The following is a 16,855-nucleotide window of genomic DNA, read 5'->3' on the forward strand; positions in this document are numbered from 1 at the left end:
AAACAAGGGCGCAACAAGCTGTCCGGCCTGACGAACGCCACACCCGGCAAAACTGCTCAAGAGTGCATCACAACGTGACGCAATAAAGCCGCTTATTCTTCCAGCCAGGAGTCGTCTTCAAGCACCTTGTAGCCGCGCACGGTGAGGTATACCACGCCGTCCGCTTCATCCATAATGCCTGAAACTTCCACGGGCACGCTGACTTCGTCATCCAGGTCAACCCCGGCGCCGCGCGGTACAATGCGGTATTCCACATCATCCTGCACAACAGCGACACGGGCCTGGCGCGCATCCACAGAACGCGGCACCGCCGCGACATACCCTCTGACAGTAATGGGACTCTTGTTCATAAGCTCTAACATTGCCTTTCAATGCCGATTTTTCTCGCCTATAGCTCCTTTTATTTTCTGACGCAAGCATCCCTGGCTGTTTGCCGCGTTTTTTTGCTCCGCCGGTCTGAGCCCCTTGCTACAGGCCATTCTTTTTCATTAGCTCATACCAGTGCCCGCGCGAAATACCTGCTACTTCCGAGGCTTTTCGCACGTCTTCCGAGCACATGTCCCAAACTTGCCGCACGTAGGCTTTCTCAGCCTGCGATTTCCATTCACGCAGGCTGGGCGGTTTTTGCCCCAACGTCTCATTGACCAGAAAACCATTCTCGACTGAACCTAGCCCCGCCCCATCATTCGCATGCAGTATTCCATTCTCTTTGACTGGCAGCACAGTTCCTTGACCCATGCGGCGCCGCACTGAATCCACACGCATGCGCGTGGGAAGATGCGCAGGCAGGATCAGATCACTTTTCCCCGCCGTGAGGCATGCCCGTTCGAGGCAATGGATCAGTTCACGCACATTGCCGGGCCAGCCATATTCCAGCAGCACATCCAGAGCCTCGTTGGAAATGGTCTTTTCCGGCTGGTCACTACCCAGACAAAAACGCGCAATGGCCTGTCGCGCCAAGGCAGGGATTTCATCAAGCCTCTCGCGCAATGGCGGAATCACAATGGTGAGACCTTGCAGCCTGTAGAGCAGATCTGCCCGAAAGCTGTTTTCCTTGGCCATCTGTTCCAGATTTTTGTTGGTGGCGGCCACCAGCCTGAAATCGCTGCTGACCTCGCGTACCTCGCCCACAGGGCGAAAACGCCGTTGCTCCAGTGCCCGCAAAAAAACCCCCTGCATGGGCTGCGGCAGATCACCCACTTCATCTAGAAACAGCGTGCCTTTGTCTGCCGCAAGCAGCAGCCCCTCGCGCGCTCTGTCCGCACCAGTGAACGCACCACGGCTGTGGCCGAACAAATGACTTTCCACCAGCGTTTCTGGCAGCGAGGCGCAGTCAACCGTTATAAATGGCCTGGCTGCCCTTGCACTGTTGCGAAAGAGCGCCCGGGCAAAGAGTTCTTTGCCTACCCCGGTTTCACCCAGCAAAAGCACATTTACTTCGCTTTTTGCAGCCTGAGCCAGCAGCTTGAGAGCGCGGCTCATACCAGGCCCGCTGCCAAGAATATGCCCGCTGTCTACAATCAGAGCTTCTGATACAGGGGTACGATTTTGCCTGAATTGTAGAATTTGGCGCAAACACTGTTCAATATCCCGCATCTGCAATGGCTTGGTGAGAAATTCCCATGCTCCGGAGCGCAAGGCGGCCTCGGCATTGTCGCCGTCGCCGTTGCCAGTGATGACAACCACATCCGGCGCGCCCGGTAAATGCGCAAAGTCGGCCTGATATTCAAGCCCGTTACCGTCCGGGAGCCATACGTCCAGCAAGACCACATCCACTGGCTCGCTGACCATACGCAGCGCCTCCTGAATAGATGCGGCCAGCAGGGTTTCATGCCCCATGCGGTTGCAGACCACCTGCACCATTGTGCGCATCAGTCCTTCATCATCCACCACAAGCACTTTGGCCATCAGCTTGTTCCCCCTGCAATCCTGCTTCTGCCGTTTTTTTGCCTGCACGTTTACCGCTTCTGCCAGCAAACCCCGCCCGGGTATGTACCTTATGCGGTCTTGCACTGCTCCACATCTGCTGCGAGCGCCTGAACGGCTTCCACCATTGCTGAACGCAATTTTTGCGCTTCTTCTGCAATAGTTCCTGATTCCGCATCTTCTGTTGCCGCCGCTGCTGCGCGCAGACGATCAAGCCGCATGACGCCTGCCGAATTTTTGCAGGCATGGGCTGTGCGGCGCAGTTGCTCCAAATCACCCGTGGAAATGGCGATGTTCAGGGCTTGCAGACGCTCATGAAGTTCACTTTCCAATACGTTGGCAAGGCTTTTCAGCACGTCTTCATCGCCATCCAGCGCTTCGAGTGCTGCATTGCGGTTCCAAATCGTATTTTTGCTTTGAATATCTGCTGATTGTTGCTCATTTTGTATGTTTGCAGACATATTAGGCAATGCGCTTTTTTCCTGGGTGACATTTTGGGGCTTGCTTGGGCAATCGGTCGATTTTTCTGCCGACTTTGCTGTCACCATTTTTTCCAGTTCATGGCGCAATTGTTCAAAACTCAAGGGTTTTAAAAACACGCCATCCGCGCCTAGCGCTTCACATTGACGCAGAAATGTGTCGCTTGTTGTTGCAGTATAGACGACGGCGAGAGTTTTTGCCGGGGACAAAGTATCGCCGTTCCGCAAAGCGCGCAGCACTTCCAGCCCATCAATGCCGGGCAACCGACTGTCGAGCACAAGCAAATCCCAATGCACTTGGTGCGGATCCCGCAGCTGTTCCAGCGCCTTTTCACCAGTTTCAACCACCACGGGCTCTGCCCCCATGCCCCGCAGCATATGCTGCATGGCATAGGCAATGGATGCGGTGTCTTCCGCCACCAGTACCTTTTTGCGAGCCAGTAACTGCGTTGCGCTATCCTGCGCCTCAGACTTGGCTACATCTGACTTGGGCACATTCTCTCTGCTTGTATCCTGTTCGGGTTGCGCACACTGCAAGAGCCGCACGTGGAGCGTGAAGCAGGCCCCCTGCCCGGCACGTGAAGCCAGATTCACATCCCCGCCCATAAGCCTTGCAAGAGTGCGGGCAATATTCAGACCGAGGCCAGTTCCCGGTGTGTGCGCAGTATCGCGCCCCCGCTGAAAACTCTCAAACACCCTGTCCTGATCTTCCTGCGACATGCCAGGACCTGTGTCATTGACAGAAATCGCCAGATTCAGATGTTCACGTGTGCCTTCAAGCGCTGTGGCGTAAATGCGAACAGAACCAACCTCTGTAAATTTGACCGCATTGCTGACAATGTTGCCCAGGGCCTGCCGCAGCCGAAAGCTGTCGCCCACCGCGCATTGCGGTAAATTTTCGTCCAGTCCGAGGGTAAGGGTAATCCCCTTGCTGTCGGCAATGGGCCTGTACAAGTTCACACAGCTTGCGAGGCACTCCCGCAGATCAAAGGGCGCGGCTTCAAGCGTGGGAGTTCCCTGCTCCAGTGCTGCGTGGTCTGTTATGTCGCCGACCATTTCCCTCAGGGCCTCTGCGGCTTGCGCAAGATAGCCCAAGGCCTTTTTGCGTTCCTTTTCTGGCAGGTCAGCACGCTGTGCCAGTTCGCTCATTCCCACAATGGCTGTCAGGGGTGTGCGCATGTCGTGGCTGAGGTGCCCCATAAACGAGCTTTTCATGCGGCTGGCTTCTTCCGCCAGCCAGCGCCGGTGCGTGAGGTTAAAGGTCAGGCCGCCAATGGCAAGCACCCCTGTGAACGCTAGCAGGCCGTACAGCAAACGCATGTTATAGCGTTGCCTTTCCAGACCTTTGTGGAATGAGCTTGCATCCTGGCTCACGCTGATGCCGCCGAGCACTTCCCCCACTTTTTTGTTCACATGGCACCGCAAACAGCTTTGCTGGGCCATAAGCACGCTCAGCAGGCGCAAGCTTTGGCCATTGCCCGGTTGTGGAGCCGTAAACACTTCGGGGGTTTCTTCCGCACAGCGGGCAAGTGCTGACTTTTCCCACACATCCGCCATGTTTTCCGGCCGCAGCGGCGCACTGCTAATTACGCTGATGGTAAGCCCTTCGCGCGAACTGCGCTCCGCCAGCTGGCGGCTCATGTATGCAGGATTGACCAGCACGAGGGTGCGCCCATCCTGCGTGGTTACGGTGCGCTCCGATTCTGGCAACCATGGGTTTGGCTGGCCGTAATCACTTTTTTCAACATATACGCCGCCGTGCGCTGCATTCCAGTTTCTTGCGTCCATTAATTGCTGCGCCATGGTTGAAAGTCGTGTATGCTCCAACTCAAGGCTATGCTCTGCATTGACCTGCACTGCCTGACTGTAAAGAAAGCCAGTGAATCCAAGCCAGCCCATACTGGCGACAAGAACCAGCCACGGCATCTTCTTCGACTTTACTAATGATTCGCGCAGCATTGCTCACCTTCCATAGGTGTTGTCATTTATTTCTGAATCTGTCTTTTTTTTCTGAATTTTTCTGTGACCGCAATCACTCTTTTTCTTTCGATTTTACGCAATTATCTTGATTATCTACTAATTATTTTTTTATTTTATTTGCCGGTTTTGGTACGTTTCTTGTTTTCTTAACCGGGATGCCGCCATGGGGGCGGCACACAAGGAGCGAGTTAAGGAGGCTCTATGGGAACACCCCGCAATGGACCATGGCTTAAGGTGCTGTTGGGCGGCGTTGCGGCGGGAATGGTGCTTTTGGGTGTGCTTGCGTACGCCATGACGACAACTGACCAGCGACCCTTTTGCGCCAGTTGTCACATAATGCAGGAAGCTGCAGTGACCCAGAAAATGGGATCACACGCCAAACTTTCCTGCAATGAGTGCCATGCCCCGCATAATCTGCTGGCCAAGCTGCCGTTCAAGGCCCAGGAAGGTCTGCGTGACTTTATCGGCAATGTTTCAGGCCACGACATTCCGCGTCCTTTGAGCGTTCGCACCAGGGATGTGGTCAATGCCAACTGCATGGCCTGCCATAGTCAGACCAATGTCAATGTGGCCAGCATGGACGCCAAGCCCTACTGTGTGGATTGCCACAAGGGTATGGCCCACATGCGCATGATGCCTATAAGCACAAGGACGGTAGCCAATGACTAAGAGCAACATACACAAGGCCCTGGGAGTGGCGGCCCTGCTTGGCATAGCTTTGCTTGCGGGCTGTCAGGATGTTTCCACAGACCTTAAGCCCCCCAAGTACAAAACTTCCATTCCTGAAAGCGAAACTCGTATTTCTGCTTTCCAGAAAGATTTTCCGCAGCAGTACGCCTCGTACATGAAGAACAACGAATCCTCGGTCATGACCGAATACAAGGGTTCCATACCCTACCACAAGAACGACAACGTTAATCCCCTGCCCAAGGGCTTCAAGCATGCCCAGCCCTATCTCAAGAATCTGTGGCTGGGTTATCCCTTCATGTACGAGTACAATGAAGCACGTGGGCACACCTACGCCGTTGAAGATTTTCTCAACATTGACCGCATCAACCGCTTTGCCGCCGACGGCAAGGGCAGCCTGCCCGCCACCTGCTGGAACTGCAAAACCCCCAAGATGATGGAATGGGTCAAGCAGTACGGTGATGCCTTCTGGTCCAAGGACGTCAATGAATTCCGTAGCAAGGACAAGATCAACGAGATGGATGAAACCATTGGTTGCGCCAACTGCCACGATCCTGTGACCATGGAACTGCGCCCCTATTCCGAACCTCTCAAAGACTGGTTGAAGCGCAGCGGTCAAGACTGGGCCAAGCTTTCACGCAACCAGAAGCGCAGCCTTGTGTGCGCCCAGTGCCACGTGGAGTACTACTTTACCCACAAGGACAACGGCCCCGCCGCCAAGCCTGTGTTCCCCTGGGATAATGGCTTTAACCCCGAAGACATGTATCAGTACTACAAGGGGCACGGCCCCAAGAACGCCGATGGCAAGCCCGGGCCTTTTGTTGACTGGACGCACGCGGCCTCCAAAGTCGGCATGATCAAGATGCAGCATCCTGACTATGAAATGTTCCAGGACGGCCCCCACGGTGCTGCGGGCGTTGCCTGCGCCGACTGCCACATGCCCTACATGCGTGAAGGCGGCAAAAAGGTTTCCAGTCACTGGATGACCTCGCCCCTCAAGGATCCGGAACTGCGCGCATGCCGCCAGTGCCACGCCGACAAGACCGCCGACTACCTGCGCGGTCGCGTGGAATACACCCAGAAAAAGGCCTTTGACCAACTGCTGAAAGCGCAGGAAATCTCGGTCAAGGCACATGAAGCCGTTCGTCTTGCCAATGCCTACGAAGGCAAGCGCGCAGCCGATTACGACGCCCTGATGACTGAAGCGCGCGAAATGGTGCGCAAGGGCCAGTTGTTCTGGGATTACGTTTCTGCGGAAAACAGCGTTGGTTTCCACAACCCCGCCAAGACGCTTGATACGCTCATGACCTCCATGGAATGCAGCCAGAAGGCCGTTGACCTCGCCACAAAGGCTACGGATTTTGGCATCGCTGAACCGCTTTCCAAGGATATCAAGGAAACCGTGCCGCCCATTCTGGAAATGAGCCGCAAGCTCCAGCAGGACCCCGAATTCCTCAAGAAGAACCCCTGGACCAAGCTGCTGCCCACGTTGCCAAAGGCTGATCAGGTTTGGGACAACCAGACAAGGATAACTTCTGAGGCAAAACCTGCCCAGTAACCATCAGTTGTTTGCAGGCCACGCGGCTACGCGGACTCTGCATAATCCCTTAAACAGCAAGGCCCTTATACAGGGCCTTGCTGTTTTGATCTTTCAAAGTATGAATACTGTCGTTATTGCAGCTTGTTAGTCCATTATTATTTTTGGCCTGCCAACAATACTCCTCGCAGCCTGCCGATCAGGCACACAAATTGCTTAATCCTATGCAGCACATATGTGTTATATTTTTGACATTTGCAAAATTGTTTGCAAACACAGTAGGTTGCAGCATGGAAGCAGCAATACACTCAAACATTTGGCGAAGATGGCGCAACATTGCGCTGCTCTTGACCTGCGCCGTACTTCTGACAGGTTGCGGAGCTTTCAGATCCGCGCCCGATGGCGGCCCTGCCCCTGAATCAGCGCGCAAAGTGGTTAAAACTGCCTATACGCAGATGGGCACAAAATATAGACCCGGCGGCGCGTCACCACAAAAGGGCTTTGACTGCTCCGGTTTGATCTGGTGGGCATACAAGCAAAACGGCGTAAAAGTACCGCGCATAACATCTGATCAGGCGCATACAGGGCAACAGATTCCGCTTACAGCAGCTCGACAGGGCGATATTTTGGTGTTCCGCACAGGCTCAGGCCCGAGGGGGCTGCACACTGGCATCTATGCTGGCGGCAATTCCTTTATCCACAGCCCCAGACGCGGCGAAAATGTGAGGGTTGAGAGCCTTGATGTGCCATACTGGCGCAACAAACTTATCGCGGTAAGGCGGGTTGTGTACTGATCAGCAGCAGCGCCACCGCGTAACCACGCAGTTGTTTATTTTATTGGCGGTAACGGCATAGTCTGTACCGCCTTTTCTGTTTGCTGACTTGCTATTAAATTTTGTTTGGAGTATCTCAAAAAGAATTACATCGGAATCACTTTGTTGCTGACTTCCGTTTCTGCCCACTCCTTTTATCCGATTCAAATTGCCGGGTGACGCGCCTCGCAGCGTGTTTCAGGCGTCCTTTGCCCGGCGCGGGAGGAGACATGGCTCGCAAGGCTGTAGTTGCTGAAAGCCTGTTGAGTATTGCGGATATTTCGCGCCATTTTTCCTTGCCTGAATCTACCACCCGCTATTACTGCAAACGGTTTGCCCATTTTATTCCCAGTGTTGGCGACGGCCGCAGGCGCCGTTATCGCCGAGAAACGCTGGATGTCATTGCGGCTGTGCTTGAGCAGATGCAAAAATCCCGCACGGCAGCGGCAGTTGAAGATGCGCTTAACGCGCGCTTTCCGCGAAATGCCGTTGCGGTTACGGATGCTGACTCTTCCCCAGCCATTGCTGAAGTCCCTTCAAGCAATGACTATTTCCCTTCAGCTGCTCTCCAGATTCTGGAGCGCCAGACAAGCGCCATTGAAGGGATTGCCCACCTGCTGCAACTTGTTGTGCAGCGACTTCCCGCCCCAAGTGGCAACACAGCGCCAGAGGTTGGGCAGCTGCGCCAGGAAGTTGCAAACTTGCGCGTTCTGCTTGATTCGTCCGAAAAAACGCAACAAGCCGACCTTGAGCAGTTGCGCTCCTGGATGGCCAAGGTTATCCGCAATCGCGGTGGATCAGGCCAATCAGAATGAATTTTGCCAATGAGCATGTAAAAGGCCGCGCTATTGCGCGGCCTTTTTGCTTGCAGAATACTCTTCAGAACATCACTCTGAGGTGTGTCACTCACATCAGGGCTTACTGATTTTCTCCAGCCAGATTAGTTCAACACCGTTTGCGGTTTGGGCCTTTTTATACGGCACGAACCCGAACTTTTCGTATAACCGCAAATTGCGGTTACTCTTTGCGCTGGTGAAGAGTTCATAACGGGCGGCCTTAATTGCGGACAAAATTGCCGTCATCAGTGAAGAACCGCACCCCCTGCCCTGCCATTGCGGCAGTACCGCAAGGCGGCCAATGTAGGCAGTGTCATCCGCAAGGTGCGCCCTGACCGTTCCTGCCAGCGTCTGCCCATTTAAGGCCTTGAGCATGACACCAATGCGCCATTCTTCCACTAGCTCGTCAAGCGTTTGCGTGAGAGGCGGAATATCCCAATTTTCTACCAGCCTCGCTTCGCTTTCAAAAGCGGCCTTTTGCAGGGCCAAAATCTGCGGCAGATCAGATTCACTGACTGGCAGGATTATCATCTGCTATTTGCTGTTTTTCAGCGCCATATCAACGGCGCTCTTAAAGAGATCAAGCGGCAGGGCTCCGCGAACCACCAGATTGTTCACGAGGAAGTATGGAGTTCCCTCAATGCCGAGCTTCTGGGCATCCATCTGATCTTCAGCGATGATGTCAGTAACCTTTTTGCTGTGCACATCCTTGGCAAGTCGCTTCATGTCCACATTGATGCCTTCAGCCGTCTTTTTCAAGAAGGCTTCCCCCTCGGCAATGAGCTTATCTCTGTCGGCAAAGAGTGCCTTATAGAACTGCCAGGCCTTTTCCTCACTCTGCTGCGATATGGCGACAAAATATGCCGAAGCGATATTGGCAGGGCCCTTGTCGTCCAGCGGCATGTTTTTGAAAACAAGGCTCACGTCCTTGCCGTATTCCTGCAAAATGGCGTCCACAGTTTTGGATGCTTGCTGACAGAAGTGGCAGGTAAAATCAGAAAAGGCCACAATACGCACCTTGGCCTTGGGTGCGCCCATAACCGGACGCCCTTCGGTTTTAACCGTTTTGGGCACCTTCATGTCTTGCGCCCACTGAGCCTCAAGGCTGTGCTGACGGCGCAAATTCGACCCCTGCTGAGCAATATCAAGCACTGACTCGCTTTGCCTGCGCAACACATCCATGACCAGCTCTGGCCGCTCACGGAACAGTTTTTCAAGCAGCTTGGGCAGGTTTTCTTCCGTAACTTCCACAGCATTTGCAATGGCGCACATACCAGGCACAACCCCGGCAGCCATGGTTGAAGCCAATAGAAAGGACGCCACCATTTTTTTATCGAACATAACTTTCCTCATTTTCTGCGCGCTCGCTTAGCCCTGCTCCGCCTCAAGGCGAATCTGGGTTGCGGCATCCTCAATTTTAAAGAGCAGTTCTTCAATGTCAACAGGCTTCATCAAGTAGCCAAACGCCCCTTCGCTCATTGCCTGAACCGCAAGTTGCATGTCTGCATGCCCCGAAAGCAAGATCACCTGGGTCTTTGGCCAGCGGGAATGGATAATCTGCAAGGCGGACATGCCATCCATAACAGGCATTTTTACATCCATGATTACAATGCCAAATGGGAACTGCTCCATGGCATCAACGGCTTCTTGTCCGTTAGCAGCGGATTGGCACTCATACCCCCGACGACCAAGGCGCTTGGAGAGTATCCGCGTTACATCTGATTCATCATCAACCAACAGCACTTTTGCTAGTTCCATAATTTCTCCAGCCAAGAGATCGTGCTTTTTTTACGCGCTTTAATTTTTCGGGGCAAGTTTTGTTGCTCAATCTGCTTTAAGCCTTGACGCTCTCACTACTCTCTTTTACAAACAACCCATTGCAGCTTTCAGTGTACCGCCCCATGTTTCATGTGAAACACGAAGTTTTTCTCTTCAAGTGAACCATGAAAAAAAGGTGGCAAAGCCAAAATTTCATGCTCGTTGACGTATCTGCTCCTGACAGGTTCACCTGACGGTTGAAGCAACAGCTCCTCTAAAATCAGTCAAAATGACTGGGAGGCCTCAATGGCGCGCATTATTTCCATCGCAAATCAAAAAGGCGGGGTAGGCAAAACCACCACTGCCATCAACCTTTCCGCTGCCCTTGCAGTCATGGAAAAAAAAGTTCTGCTCGTTGATTGCGATCCGCAGGCTAACAGCACAAGCGGAATAGGCCTGCACCAGGAAGACCTGCACGGCGACCTGTACAACACCTTTTATGAACCAGAAAAGCTGAAAGAAAATATAGCCAAAAGTCGCTCTCCATTTCTGGATATTTTGCCCGCAAGTACCAACCTGGTGGCCGTTGAGCTGGAACTTGTAGACAAAATGGCTCGCGAATTTTTTTTGGACGAATGCCTCAAAAGCGTGCGCAACGACTATGAGTATATCATCCTCGACTGCCCTCCTTCTCTGGGACTTTTGACACTCAACGCCCTCTGCGCGTCACGCGAACTGCTCATTCCCCTGCAATGTGAATTTTTTGCACTTGAAGGCATCGTCAAACTGCTGCAAACCTACGAGCAGGTGAAAAAAAGACTCAACCCGGATCTTTCTCTGTTGGGTGTGGTGCTGACCATGTATGACACGCGCAATCGCCTGACTCGCGAAGTTAAAAACGAAGTGCGCCGCTGCTTCCCCGAGCACCTCTTTGAAACAGTTATTCCCCGCAACGTGCGCCTTTCTGAAGCACCCAGCCACGGCAAGTCCATCATCCATTACGATATAAAATCCAAGGGTGCGGAAGCCTACCTTGGCTTGGCCAAAGAGATTGTACTGCGCAGACCAAGCAAAAAAAATACGGTTCTGCAATAAGCCAAGGATTATTCTTTGGGCGTGGTATGCTCAAGCGCAACGTGGTTATGAAAATGCTTCTGCCTGATTGTGGTTCCGCAAGCGTGGCAATGAAAAACAAGCAGGCCGCCAACGTTTGCGTTGGTCAGGATAAAAGGACGTAGCGGATCATTACGCCAATCCTCGGTGCTGGCAGCACAGTGGGGGCAGATAACTGAAGGGCTGTAGGGATACTTGAAATCCCAAAACTTCATGAGTTCTTCAAAACTTTCCAGCGGGCCGGCGGCCTGTTCAAGCTCTTGCGGCTTTGCGTCGGCTGCCAAAATGCTGCGAACCTTGGGCTCCATTTTTTCCCAGAGGGGCCAAGGAATGATCACAGAAGAAATATTGCCCTTAATGTCGGTGATGTACTGAAGCTGCGGGTTATCCAGCATAACTAATCCTTGAAGTAAGAATCGGAACAGAACCAAAGAAGAGCTTTGGAACACAAAAAACGCCACGCACAAGGGCAAAACCGCCCATTGCGCAACTAAACAAGCCATGCAGGTTTCTGCCAGAAAACAATAGCGCATAAGGTGCCGCGCCCCAAGGGCAAATGTCAAGGTGACAACAACGAAGGTAGGGTGTTTTACGCAATGAGCTTGCGACTCAAAAAATGACCCTGCATCGTGCAGCAAATTTGGGCATATACAAATTTTAAATGAAGGCAATCACGCAAGCGGTTTGCTGAAACAGCAATCCGCATTGGCAACGGGCCTGCACCACTGCGCCCGGAACACTGGTTGTATTGCCGCAACCACAGCTTATGCTGGAGGAAGAGAAATGAGCAGCAGCAAGGGATTGGGCAGAGGGCTTGACGCACTGTTTGGTGGAACCGCGCCAAAACAGGAACCGCAAGGACAGGAAAGCTCCGTAAACCTGATGCCGATTACGGCATTGCATCCCAACCCCAATCAGCCGCGCAGACACTTTGACGATGCCGCATTGCGGGAACTGGCCGATTCCATAAAATCGCAAGGAATTATCCAGCCGCTGCTTGTGCGCCCTCTGGGTGGAGAAAATACCTATCAGATTGTAGCTGGCGAGCGCCGTTGGCGTGCCGCGCAACTGGCAGGGCTCAAAGAAGTACCCGTTTATGTGCGCCAGTTGAGCGACAAGGAGGTTATGGCCGCTGCTCTTATTGAAAACCTGCAGCGCGAAGACCTCAACCCCATTGAAGAAGCTGAAGCCCTGCAGGCCTTGCGGGATGCCCTAGAGCTAACGCAGGAAGAACTGGCGAGCCGACTTGGCAAAAGCCGCCCAGCTATAGCCAACGCATTGCGTTTACTGCAATTGAGCGCAACGGCACGGGCCGACATTCAGGCTGGCTTGCTCAGCGCGGGGCACGCGCGCTGCCTGCTGGGCATTGACGCCCCTATTGCTTCCGAAGCCTTGCGCCAGCGCATCCTGAGCCATAAACTGACCGTGCGCGAAGCAGAAGACGCCGCCGCCTACTGGCGGGGACACAACGCCTTGCCCTGGGAACAGGAGGACACAAGTCCGCAACCCCGCGCCAAGGCACCAAGAAAGAAAAGCCCGCAGTTCAAGACCCTGCAAATGAATCTTTGCTCCAGCATTGGCTGCAAAACGCAGGTAAGCGGAGACGAAAATAGCGGCCGCATTGCGTTTGCATACGGCAGCCGTGAAGAGCTTGAACAACTCTTGCAAAAACTTGGAGTGAGCCTGCCGGAAGCAGAAGAAGATTCTACAGAAAATACCGCTGAATAAGCAGCGAGAGATTACGCGGACAGAACAGATACCCTGCCCTGCTAATACGAAGATAAGCGCAATGCGGAATCATCCGGTTGCGCTTATCATTTTTTTAAGAGATCAGGCCTTGACCAAGAGCGCACCAAACATGCCTTCAAGCCAGGGGTGTTCGTGTGGTGTCTGCCACTGCCTGAGCACCTGCAAGCCGTCTACTTCACGGACAAGTTGTTCAATCTGCTTTTCATTCTCATTAGGCCGAAGAGTGCAGGTAATGTAGGCTATCTGGCTACCCGAACGCACCTTTGTTGCGAGACTGCGTAAAATGGATTGCTGCAAACTCTGATGTTCGATGGCTTCTTGCGGGGGCCTACGGCGTATATCTGGCCTGCGGGCAAGCACGCCAAGTCCGGAACAGGGAGCGTCCACAAGCAGATGCCCATCCCAGTATTTGAGCGGCGGTTTGACTGCATCGGCAAGAGCAACAGATGGGCAAGCAAGACCAAGCCGGAGGCACTGACCCGGCAAACCCGAAAGACGCTGCATGCTGCGGTCTGTAGCAAAAGAAACCGCAACCTCCCGCTCAAGCAGGGCAACAGTCTTGCCACCAAAACCAGCGCAGACATCCCAAACGGGTTTGTCCCAACCGTAGAGGCCAAGCGCCTCAAGAACAAGCTGCGAACCTGCGGATTGATACGAGAGCGCACCTTCATTTTGCAAGTCGTGCAGCGACTGACCACAAACAAATGACGGTTGCACACCCGGTGCAAAAGCAAAACCCCACTGCCCCACAGCTTCTCCACCACAGGAGAGCAATGCCTCACGCAATACCACGGCATCTGAATGTTGCGCATTGAGACGCACCGCGCTCCAGGGGCGCTCAAACGACCGTCGTGCAAGCTGCAAGGCGGCATCACGCCCGTAGTGCTTGTACCAATGCCCCATAATCCACAGCGGCAGAGAATAAAAAAGTCCCATGTGCTCCGCACATCCGAACTCGGCATCCTTGGACAGATAAAAATCTTCATGCATGGGAGCGTCTGCAAGGCGCTGTACTGAACGCAAAGCCCCATTGGCCACACGGGCCAGCCCTTGACCATACAAGGCCTGTGCAGTCTCTACAGCGCTAAAAACAGCGGCATAGTCCGGCACCTTGGACTGAAAAAGCAGGCCGTAAACAGCAAGGCCCAACACATGAAGTAAAGGGCGTGGCAAGGATTGCGGGCGCGGCAGCACTTTGGACAGAATAAACGCAATGCGAAGTTCCGTTCGCAGGTATCCGTACACAAGCTCTGAACACAGATTGCGTTCAACCGGGGCAAGGCCTGAAGTTTCAGAGCTGGGAGCGGTTGTGGAAGCACTGGACAAAGCCGCTGAAAGTGCCTGCTGGGCTGTCATGCCAGTATCTGCCAGCAACAAAGCCCACAGTGCGCAATGCCGGGCCGTGGGGGAAAGCTTGCGAATTTTCCCAGGCAAGGGCGCAAAGCCTGATTGGGCAGCGCGGATTGTAGCCATGTTATGCCCTGCCCTGATTCAAGGGTTGTGAAAGGCCAAGAAAAATACGCACAGCGTCTTCCAGCGCCTTCATAGGCACAAGCGTATCAACGCACGGCCCATGCGGCCTCTGATTAAGAACACCAAAGACAGGCAAAGGGTAACTGTCCTGAATGCCGGATGTAAGGTCACGTTCACAAGCAACAGCAATAATGCAGCGCGGGCGAGTTTGCACCACAATGCGGCGGGCAATGGTGCCGCCAGTGGCTATGGCTAGCCGAACACCATATTTGTCCCTCAATGCAAGCAACTCACCAACCGGACATTTACCGCAGCGCTGACAATTGTCCGGATTGTGGACGAGCCTTTGCGGGCACAAGGCCTGCTGAACGCAATGCGGTAAAAGCAGCAAAAGCTCCTGCGGCTGCGCCCTGCAGCCACTGGCGAGCACCAGCTCGTTGTTCACTTTAATAAAGCTTCGGCGCACTCTTCCCCTGTCAATTCCAACTGCCTTTGCAAGCAATTCCATAAGCGGGAAAAAAAGTCGAATGGTGACATGCCGCACACTGTCCACACCCGGCAATGATTTTCCTGTATAAATATGAAAAATAAGGATAATACAAAGCCACAACAGGGCCACAATAACAACAAAACCAAAACCCATACTGAGCGATGGAAGCCAGTGTTGCGTTGAGAAAAAGCCAATCCACGGCAGAATAAGAAAAAAAGCAACCCCGAGGCACAGCAGAAGGCACGAGGCAAGCATGAGCCCGATAAAAACGCGCTTTCGCGCTCCACCATACTGCTCTGGCGGCAAAGAAAAGGGCGATTTACGAAACATGTGGCCTCGGTTTGAAAAATCAGAAGCAAAAAACAGTCATGAGCCTCAAATTCGCACAAAACTAACCCTATGGAAAGCGCAAGGTCGCAACGCGATACATAGGTCAAAAAAAGAAAAAACGAGGCTCAAAAGAGCCTCATTAAAAATACCCATTGCGGAAAAAAACCATCACTCCCCAGGTTCGGGAATTCTTGCCAGCCCGCAAACACCCTTTGGCAAACCGCGCAACACTCCGTTGAGCAGATCGCGTGCGGACATCTCTTTTTTACCATGAGGTTTGACGGTAGACAGCACATACCAGCAATCAGCGCAGGCTATGCTCAAACCGTCGGCATCAACACGCAATGCACCGGGGGTATGCCCTTGTGCAGATTCCCCCACCCTGCCCGGGGCAAGAATGAGCGAAAGCGCTTCGCGCTGCATGCCATCGCTGTCCACAGTTTCCAGAACAGTGCGCGCTCCTGGCCAGGGGGTAACTCCCCGTACCCGGGCATGAACCTGGGCGACAGGAAGCGACCAGTCAATAAAGCCGTCTTCCTTGGAAATTTTAGGGGCATGAGTGGCGAGCGAATCGTCCTGCTCCACTGCCTGCGCCTTGCCGTCAAGGATATCGTCAAAAACGCGCACAAGCAGTTCTGCGCCTATGCCAGCAAGGGCATCGTGCAGGGAACCTGCCGTATGCTCGCCAATGGGCAGGCCATCTGTTGCAAAAACGGGCCCGGCATCAAGTTTGCGCACTATGCGCATGATGGAAATACCAGCACGAGCGCCAGGCTGCCAGCCTTCCATAACTGCCCGCTGAATGGGTGCAGCACCTCGCAGGCCAGGTAAAAGCGAAGCATGAACATTGATAGTATCAAGCGTAGGCATGGCAAGGACAGCGTCCGGCAAAATGAGGCCATAGGCCGCCACAGCCAGCAGATCAGGCTTGAAAGCCGCCAGCTCGGCCTGTGCCTCGGCACCTTTCAGGCTGGCAGGCTGCATGACAGAGAGGCCAAGCTGCAAGGCGAGCTTTTTGACTGGCGATTCCGAAAGCTTGTGGCCGCGCCCTGCTGGTCTGTCCGGCTGGGTGTAGACAGCCACAATTTCGCCACGAGGCCAGGCCGCCAGCCTTTTCAGGCTGGCGGCGGCAAACTCGGGCGTTCCCATAAAGACTATACGGCACTTTTTCGTTTGAGCCATTTTTTCACCTTGCTGTCGTACAGGGTGCGGCGCAGCCGGCTTATTTTGTCAATAAACAGAATGCCGTCCAGATGGTCATATTCATGCTGGATAATAATAGCCGGGAACTCGTCCAGATCCTCATCGATGATATTGCCGTCCAGATCCATTGCATGCAGATGCACATTGCTCATGCGCTTGACATCGGCCCTGTAGTTCATGGGAACAGAAAGGCAGCCTTCCTGTTCGCTCAGAACTTCTTCGCCGGAGAGGGTCAGCACAGGGTTAATCAGCACCCTGGGCTGCTTTTCCTCGTCCTTCATGGCAGGATCCATCACAAGCATGCGGATGTTGCGCCCAACCTGCGGCGCAGCAAGCCCCACACCGGGAGCAGCGTACATGGTTTCAAGCATGTCGGCTGCAAGCTGGCGAATGTCGTCCGTCACCTCGGCAACAGGTTCGCAAACCTCTTTGAGCCTGGGGTCAGGATAGGTGACAATATCAAGAATCATGCAGACGTTCGC

Annotated in this window: 17 protein-coding genes; 6 read left to right on the forward strand and 11 right to left on the reverse strand. The window is 53.7% G+C overall.

Going from position 1 to position 16,855, the window contains the following annotated elements:
• Positions 1-92: 92 nt before the first annotated feature.
• The 3 genes from JMF94_RS00425 to JMF94_RS00435 all read right to left on the reverse strand — a co-directional run bounded on the left by JMF94_RS00425 (position 93) and on the right by JMF94_RS00435 (position 4,208).
• Entirely contained in the window at positions 93-350 is a 258-nt protein-coding gene (locus JMF94_RS00425; RefSeq protein ID WP_240823258.1) for a hypothetical protein, read from the reverse strand.
• Between the two features lie 118 nt (positions 351-468).
• On the reverse strand, positions 469-1,908 hold the full coding sequence (locus JMF94_RS00430) for a sigma-54 dependent transcriptional regulator (RefSeq protein WP_240823259.1): 1,440 nt from the start codon (positions 1,906-1,908) through the stop codon (positions 469-471).
• A gap of 89 nt (positions 1,909-1,997) precedes the next feature.
• The gene (locus JMF94_RS00435; protein WP_240823260.1) at positions 1,998-4,208 is read right to left on the reverse strand and encodes an ATP-binding protein; all 2,211 of its coding nucleotides are present in this window, start codon (positions 4,206-4,208) and stop codon (positions 1,998-2,000) included.
• Positions 4,209-4,586: 378 nt separating this feature from the next.
• Between JMF94_RS00435 and JMF94_RS00440 the strand changes: the two genes are divergently transcribed.
• The 4 genes from JMF94_RS00440 (at position 4,587) to JMF94_RS00455 (ending at position 8,236) form a co-directional block, all read left to right on the forward strand.
• Positions 4,587-5,054 carry a NapC/NirT family cytochrome c gene (locus JMF94_RS00440; RefSeq protein ID WP_240823261.1) on the forward strand — a complete coding sequence of 156 codons (468 nt, stop codon included), beginning with the start codon at positions 4,587-4,589 and terminating at the stop codon, positions 5,052-5,054.
• Positions 5,047-6,630: an ammonia-forming cytochrome c nitrite reductase subunit c552 gene (locus JMF94_RS00445; RefSeq protein WP_240823262.1), complete on the forward strand. Its 1,584-nt coding sequence runs from the start codon at positions 5,047-5,049 to the stop codon at positions 6,628-6,630. Before JMF94_RS00440 ends, JMF94_RS00445 begins: the two co-directional genes overlap by 8 nt.
• Before the next feature lie 434 nt (positions 6,631-7,064).
• Positions 7,065-7,403, forward strand: coding sequence for a C40 family peptidase (locus tag JMF94_RS00450; protein ID WP_240823669.1), 339 nt, complete (start codon positions 7,065-7,067; stop codon positions 7,401-7,403).
• 248 nt (positions 7,404-7,651) lie between these two features.
• The gene (locus tag JMF94_RS00455; protein WP_240823263.1) at positions 7,652-8,236 is read left to right on the forward strand and encodes a MerR family transcriptional regulator; all 585 of its coding nucleotides are present in this window, start codon (positions 7,652-7,654) and stop codon (positions 8,234-8,236) included.
• Positions 8,237-8,332: 96 nt separating this feature from the next.
• On the opposite strand, the gene JMF94_RS00460 is transcribed toward JMF94_RS00455, so the two are convergent.
• From JMF94_RS00460 to JMF94_RS00470, 3 genes are read right to left on the reverse strand one after another with little or no spacing between them, the layout of a single operon-like run.
• Positions 8,333-8,788, reverse strand: coding sequence for a GNAT family N-acetyltransferase (locus JMF94_RS00460; RefSeq protein ID WP_240823264.1), 456 nt, complete (start codon positions 8,786-8,788; stop codon positions 8,333-8,335).
• 3 nt (positions 8,789-8,791) lie between these two features.
• Positions 8,792-9,598 (reverse strand): thioredoxin domain-containing protein, encoded by an 807-nt coding sequence (locus JMF94_RS00465; RefSeq protein ID WP_240823265.1) that lies wholly within the window; start codon positions 9,596-9,598, stop codon positions 8,792-8,794.
• A 27-nt stretch (positions 9,599-9,625) separates the two neighbouring features.
• The gene (locus tag JMF94_RS00470) at positions 9,626-10,015 is read right to left on the reverse strand and encodes a response regulator (RefSeq protein ID WP_240823266.1); all 390 of its coding nucleotides are present in this window, start codon (positions 10,013-10,015) and stop codon (positions 9,626-9,628) included.
• A 306-nt stretch (positions 10,016-10,321) separates the two neighbouring features.
• Between JMF94_RS00470 and JMF94_RS00475 the strand changes: the two genes are divergently transcribed.
• Complete coding sequence (locus JMF94_RS00475; RefSeq protein WP_022659024.1) at positions 10,322-11,110, forward strand: ParA family protein; 789 nt, start codon at positions 10,322-10,324, stop codon at positions 11,108-11,110.
• Between the two features lie 8 nt (positions 11,111-11,118).
• On the opposite strand, the gene JMF94_RS00480 is transcribed toward JMF94_RS00475, so the two are convergent.
• The gene (locus JMF94_RS00480; protein WP_240823267.1) at positions 11,119-11,631 is read right to left on the reverse strand and encodes a hypothetical protein; all 513 of its coding nucleotides are present in this window, start codon (positions 11,629-11,631) and stop codon (positions 11,119-11,121) included.
• 280 nt (positions 11,632-11,911) lie between these two features.
• Here JMF94_RS00480 and JMF94_RS00485 point away from each other — a divergent pair, with 280 nt between their 5' ends.
• The gene (locus JMF94_RS00485) at positions 11,912-12,856 is read left to right on the forward strand and encodes a ParB/RepB/Spo0J family partition protein (RefSeq protein WP_240823268.1); all 945 of its coding nucleotides are present in this window, start codon (positions 11,912-11,914) and stop codon (positions 12,854-12,856) included.
• A 102-nt stretch (positions 12,857-12,958) separates the two neighbouring features.
• Here JMF94_RS00485 and JMF94_RS00490 read toward each other — a convergent pair whose 3' ends face one another.
• From JMF94_RS00490 to def, 4 genes are all read right to left on the reverse strand, one after another.
• Positions 12,959-14,350: a transcription antitermination factor NusB gene (locus JMF94_RS00490; RefSeq protein ID WP_240823269.1), complete on the reverse strand. Its 1,392-nt coding sequence runs from the start codon at positions 14,348-14,350 to the stop codon at positions 12,959-12,961.
• Between the two features lies 1 nt (position 14,351).
• Positions 14,352-15,170, reverse strand: coding sequence for a DUF116 domain-containing protein (locus JMF94_RS00495; protein ID WP_240823270.1), 819 nt, complete (start codon positions 15,168-15,170; stop codon positions 14,352-14,354).
• A 168-nt stretch (positions 15,171-15,338) separates the two neighbouring features.
• Positions 15,339-16,352 (reverse strand): methionyl-tRNA formyltransferase, encoded by a 1,014-nt coding sequence (gene fmt / locus JMF94_RS00500; protein WP_240823271.1) that lies wholly within the window; start codon positions 16,350-16,352, stop codon positions 15,339-15,341.
• Complete coding sequence (def, locus tag JMF94_RS00505) at positions 16,325-16,843, reverse strand: peptide deformylase (protein WP_240823272.1); 519 nt, start codon at positions 16,841-16,843, stop codon at positions 16,325-16,327. The genes fmt and def overlap by 28 nt, the downstream gene beginning before the upstream one ends.
• Positions 16,844-16,855: the final 12 nt, after the last annotated feature.

This window comes from Desulfovibrio sp. UIB00, assembly GCF_022508225.1.
GTDB lineage: Bacteria > Desulfobacterota > Desulfovibrionia > Desulfovibrionales > Desulfovibrionaceae > Desulfovibrio.

Bases quoted from the DNA above. Each gene is read 5' to 3' on its own strand.
- JMF94_RS00435 (WP_240823260.1), bottom strand. From the start codon at position 4,208: ATGGCGCAGCAATTAATGGACGCAAGAAACTGGAATGCAGCGCACGGC.
- JMF94_RS00475 (WP_022659024.1), top strand. From the start codon at position 10,322: ATGGCGCGCATTATTTCCATCGCAAATCAAAAAGGCGGGGTAGGCAAA.
- JMF94_RS00465 (WP_240823265.1), bottom strand. From the start codon at position 9,598: ATGTTCGATAAAAAAATGGTGGCGTCCTTTCTATTGGCTTCAACCATG.
- fmt (WP_240823271.1), bottom strand. From the start codon at position 16,352: ATGGCTCAAACGAAAAAGTGCCGTATAGTCTTTATGGGAACGCCCGAG.
- JMF94_RS00430 (WP_240823259.1), bottom strand. From the start codon at position 1,908: ATGGCCAAAGTGCTTGTGGTGGATGATGAAGGACTGATGCGCACAATG.
- JMF94_RS00455 (WP_240823263.1), top strand. From the start codon at position 7,652: ATGGCTCGCAAGGCTGTAGTTGCTGAAAGCCTGTTGAGTATTGCGGAT.
- def (WP_240823272.1), bottom strand. From the start codon at position 16,843: ATGATTCTTGATATTGTCACCTATCCTGACCCCAGGCTCAAAGAGGTT.
- JMF94_RS00470 (WP_240823266.1), bottom strand. From the start codon at position 10,015: ATGGAACTAGCAAAAGTGCTGTTGGTTGATGATGAATCAGATGTAACG.
- JMF94_RS00440 (WP_240823261.1), top strand. From the start codon at position 4,587: ATGGGAACACCCCGCAATGGACCATGGCTTAAGGTGCTGTTGGGCGGC.
- JMF94_RS00460 (WP_240823264.1), bottom strand. From the start codon at position 8,788: ATGATAATCCTGCCAGTCAGTGAATCTGATCTGCCGCAGATTTTGGCC.
- JMF94_RS00480 (WP_240823267.1), bottom strand. From the start codon at position 11,631: ATGGCTTGTTTAGTTGCGCAATGGGCGGTTTTGCCCTTGTGCGTGGCG.
- JMF94_RS00490 (WP_240823269.1), bottom strand. From the start codon at position 14,350: ATGGCTACAATCCGCGCTGCCCAATCAGGCTTTGCGCCCTTGCCTGGG.
- JMF94_RS00450 (WP_240823669.1), top strand. From the start codon at position 7,065: ATGGGCACAAAATATAGACCCGGCGGCGCGTCACCACAAAAGGGCTTT.
- JMF94_RS00495 (WP_240823270.1), bottom strand. From the start codon at position 15,170: ATGTTTCGTAAATCGCCCTTTTCTTTGCCGCCAGAGCAGTATGGTGGA.
- JMF94_RS00485 (WP_240823268.1), top strand. From the start codon at position 11,912: ATGAGCAGCAGCAAGGGATTGGGCAGAGGGCTTGACGCACTGTTTGGT.
- JMF94_RS00425 (WP_240823258.1), bottom strand. From the start codon at position 350: ATGAACAAGAGTCCCATTACTGTCAGAGGGTATGTCGCGGCGGTGCCG.
- JMF94_RS00445 (WP_240823262.1), top strand. From the start codon at position 5,047: ATGACTAAGAGCAACATACACAAGGCCCTGGGAGTGGCGGCCCTGCTT.